The organism is Nocardia farcinica (assembly GCF_029867845.1).
Classification (GTDB): Bacteria; Actinomycetota; Actinomycetes; order Mycobacteriales; family Mycobacteriaceae; genus Nocardia; species Nocardia farcinica_A.
This window is the reverse complement of record NZ_JARWRU010001004.1, coordinates 1-4,104: the sequence shown is the minus strand read 5'-3', so window position 1 is coordinate 4,104 and position 4,104 is coordinate 1. Positions and strand designations below refer to the sequence as shown.

3 protein-coding genes and 1 pseudogene are annotated in these 4,104 nt (G+C 67.7%); 2 read left to right on the top strand and 2 right to left on the bottom strand.

Annotated elements, in window-relative coordinates; all coding sequences use genetic code 11:
- Positions 1-258: pseudogene (locus QH283_RS22295) on the top strand (hypothetical protein); the annotation flags it as partial.
- Between the two features lie 385 nt (positions 259-643).
- On the opposite strand, the gene QH283_RS22290 reads toward QH283_RS22295, so the two are convergent.
- Both QH283_RS22290 and QH283_RS22285 read right to left on the bottom strand, forming a co-directional pair.
- On the bottom strand, positions 644-1,060 hold the full coding sequence (locus QH283_RS22290; RefSeq protein WP_011207048.1) for a helix-turn-helix domain-containing protein: 417 nt from the start codon (positions 1,058-1,060) through the stop codon (positions 644-646).
- Positions 1,061-1,422: 362 nt separating this feature from the next.
- Positions 1,423-2,586 carry a steroid 3-ketoacyl-CoA thiolase gene (locus QH283_RS22285; RefSeq protein WP_280504913.1) on the bottom strand — a complete coding sequence of 388 codons (1,164 nt, stop codon included), beginning with the start codon at positions 2,584-2,586 and terminating at the stop codon, positions 1,423-1,425.
- A 159-nt stretch (positions 2,587-2,745) separates the two neighbouring features.
- On the opposite strand from QH283_RS22285, the gene QH283_RS22280 reads away from it, so the two are divergent.
- A complete protein-coding gene (locus QH283_RS22280; RefSeq protein ID WP_280504912.1) occupies positions 2,746-4,014 on the top strand; it encodes a cytochrome P450 in 1,269 nt (422 codons plus the stop codon).
- Positions 4,015-4,104 lie beyond the last annotated feature (90 nt).

Here is a 4,104-nt window from a genome sequence, read left to right as displayed (position 1 = left end):
TTCTTGCCCGCGCTTTCCCGGCTGCCGGGTCGGGGGGGGGTGCTCTCCGCGGGGGCCCCCCCGCCCGCGTTGGGGGGCGCGGGGCCCGAGCGGGTGGCGCGCTGGGCGCGCAACCCGCTGGGCGAGACGGTGGTCGACGCGCGCTGGATCGTGCCGCCGGAGGGCATCAGCCCGCGCGGCTGGGTCAGGGCGATCGCCCGTGCCTTCGACGAGTCCGACGAGGAACTGCTCGTGCCGGGTGCTGCCCGGCGCTCCTGACCGCCGCCGGCCTGCTCCCCATCTCACCCCGGTGGGCGTTCCGCGGTGAGATGGGCCGGCGGTTGCGGGCACCGTGAGGCGCCACGGGGTTATACCCCTGAGATCTGGGTCTTGCCACAGACTTTTGGCGATCGCTGCGCGATCACCGGAAGCGTTGTCCCAACCGGTTTCGGTGCCATAGGTATCCGATCGCGGAAATGTACGCACGTCTGTACTTGCAATAGAGAGTTTCCGCGCGAGAGCCCGAAACGTGAATTGGTCCGCCTCGCCTGCCCGCTCCTCGCGCGACCCGGCGGCCGAGGTCCGGCGGCGGGCGCCGACGCGGGAGGCGGGCAAGACGCGGACAGTGCGACCCGGGGGCCGCACTGTCCGCGTAGGTGTCCGTCTATTCCGTGCCGTCCGGAGGAATTTCGGGCAAGCCTTCGCTCGCTCGCAACTTCTCCGCCATGGAGGTCAGCAGGTTCTGCGATTCTTCGGAGAGGTCGAAGGCCCTACTCGACAAGCGACGCAGTCCGTAGCCCTGCAGCTGGGACAGCAGCTCGAGATCGTGGTCGATCTTCGCCGCGTAGATGTCGTTGAAGAAGTAGTCCGGCTTGACCTTGAAGAACTTGGCCAGCGCCGCCACCGTTTCATCCGACGGATTCGTCCGCTGACCCGACCGCAGCTGCGACAGATACGGCTTCGAGATCGGATGACCGGAGGCGGTCAGCGCAGCCGCCACCTCCGCGTTGGTGTGAGGCTTGCGCCCCGGGGGATGCACGGTTTCGAACAGCTTGTTCAGCCGCGCCGCGAAATCAGCCATTGTGAGCCGCCCAATTCCCTTCACTGTACTAACAGTCGTTATCTCGGATACCTATCATTGATATTAGCGGCTCAGTAACTGAAAACCTACGCCTGATTCGGGTTTTCTCTGGGGAATCCGGGGCTCGGACCGGCCTCCGCGCGCCCCCCGGCGCGTTTGCGGGTCGCCCCAACGTCTCTAGTGGATAGCCGGTACGCACCGGTTCCAGCCCGTAGCAAGCATCTTCAAAATTCATCCCATGATAACTGTGGGATAGCTGACGGATCATACAATTACTGCCGGGGTGGATGGTGTGGCGTACGACACGTTTCGGCGACCTGCGGATGAACCTTCAACGAGGGGCGCTATTTCGGCCGATCGGGCTAGAGGCGCTCGATGATGGTGCCGGTGGCCATGGCTCCGCCGGCGCACATCAAGATCATCGCGGTGCCCTTGCCGGTGCGCTCGAGCTCGTGCAGAGCCGTTGTGATGAGCCGCGATCCGGTGGACCCGACCGGGTGGCCGAGGGCGATGGCGCCGCCGTTGACGTTGACGCGATCGAAGTCGGGCTTGTGCACCTGGGCCCAGGAGAGCACGACCGAGGCGAAGGCCTCGTTGATCTCGAACAGGTCGATGTCGCTCATGCTCATGCCCGAGCGCTCCAGCAGCCGGGTGCAGGCCTGCACCGGTCCGTCGAGATGGAACTCCGGCTCGCCGCCGACGAGCACCTGGGTACGGATGCGGGCGCGCGGGCGCAATCCCTCGCGCTGCGCGGCCTTTTCGTCCATCAGCAGCACCGCGGCGGCGCCGTCGGAGATCTGCGAGGAGCTGCCCGCGGTGTGGATGCCGCCCTCGAGCACCGGCTTCAGCTTGGCCAGGCCCTCCTTGGTGGTCTCGCGCAGACCCTGGTCGCGGGACACCTCGTGGGTCTCGCCGGTGAGGTTGCCCTCCTTGTCGACCACCGGCGCGGTCACGGTGAGCACCTCGCGGTCGAAGCGGCCCTCGGCCCAGGCCTGCGCGGCCAGCCGCTGCGAACGCACGCCGAGCTCGTCCACGTCGTCGCGGGTGATGCCGCGCCGCTTGGCGATTCGCTCCGCGGCCTCGAACTGGTTGGGCAGGTCGATGCTCCACGACGCCGGTCGGCGCGGGCCCGCGTTCTCGCCGACGTTGGCGCCCAACGGAACTCGGCTCATGGCCTCCACGCCGCAGGCCATGCCGATCTCGATGGCATCGGTGGCGATGAGTCCGGCGATCAGGCCGGCGGCGTGCTGGGCGGAGCCGCACTGCGCGTCGACGGTGCTCGCGCCGACCTGCCAGGGCAGCCCGGCGTGCAGCCAGGCGACCCGGGTGACATTGTTGGACTGCTCGCCCGCTTGGGTGACGCAGCCGCCGATCACCTGTTCGACCAGCGCCGGGTCGATGCCCGCCCGGTCGAGCAGGCCGCGCTGGGCCAGGCCGAGCAGTTCGGCCGCGTGCAGGCCTGCCAGTGCGCCGCGGCGCTTGCCGATCGGGGTGCGCGCGGCTTCGACGATGACGGGAGTGCCCATCGGGAACCTTCCTTCGTGGACTGAAACGTGTGACAGCTGGTTGTGCTTGTTTTCTTTACTAGTGCAGCCAGCTGTGCTGGAATTGATTGTAGAACGTGTTTCAGTTTGTCGGCCTCAGTCGTTCGGTGATCGAGGCAACTGCAATGAAGGAGACATCTGGTGCTCGAGACTCGGAACGCCCGCCCGAATCTGCCGGAGGGGTTCGACGTCACGGACCCCGACATCTACGCCGAGCGAGTTCCGGTCGAAGAATTCGCCGAGCTGCGCCGGACCGCGCCGATCTGGTGGAACCCGCAGTCGCCCGAGGTGGGCGGCTTCCACGACGACGGCTTCTGGGTGGTCACCCGCCACGCCGACATCAAAGAGGTGTCCCGGCGCAGCGACGTCTTCTCCAACTTCGAGAACACGGCCATCCCGCGCTTCAACGACGACATCGCCCGTGAGCAGATCGAGCTGCAGCGCATCGTCCTGCTGAACATGGACGCCCCCGAGCACACCAAGCTGCGCAAGATCATCTCCCGCGGCTTCACCCCGCGCGCCATCAACGGCCTGCGCGCCGAGCTGTCGGCCAAGGCCGAGCAGATCGTCAAGGCCGCCGCCGAGGCCGGTTCCGGCGATTTCGTCACCCAGGTGGCCTGTGAGCTGCCGCTGCAGGCGATCGCCGAGCTGATCGGCATCCCGCAGGAGGACCGGATGAAGGTCTTCACCTGGTCCAACCAGATGACCGGCTACGACGACCCGGACAACGACGCCGACCCGGTCGTCGCCTCCGCCGAGGTGCTCGGCTACGCCTACCAGATGGCCGCCGCCCGCAAGGCCTGCCCGGCCGACGACATCGTCACCAAGCTGCTCGAGGCCGACATCGACGGCGACAAGCTGACGGAGGAGGAGTTCGGCTTCTTCGTCATCATGCTGGCGGTGGCGGGCAACGAGACCACCCGCAACGCCATCTCGCACGGCATGATCGCCTTCCTGGAGAACCCTGACCAGTGGGAGCTCTACAAGAAGGAGCGCCCGGCCACCGCCGCCGACGAGATCATCCGCTGGGCCACCCCCGTCACCTCCTTCCAGCGCACCGCGCTCGAGGACGTCGAGCTGGGCGGCGTGCAGATCAAGAAGGGCCAGCGCGTGGTGCTGCTGTACCGCTCGGCCAACTTCGACGAGGACGTCTTCGAGAACCCCGAGAAGTTCGACATCATGCGCAAGGACAACCCGCACCTGTCCTTCGGCGGCACCGGCGCCCACTTCTGCATCGGCGCCAACCTGGCCCGCCTGGAGATCGATCTGATCTTCAACGCCATCGCCGACCACCTGCCCGACATCACCAAGATCGGCGACCCGCACCGGCTGCGCTCGGGCTGGCTCAACGGCATCAAGGAGTTCCAGGTGGACTACCGGACCAAGGGCGGTTGCCCGGTCCAGCACTGAGAGGACGGTCCGGGCCGGGCCCGGGGGGGGGCGCGGCGCCGCCCCCCCCCCGGGGGCGCCCCGGCGAAGAGGGGGCCCCCCCCCCCCCCG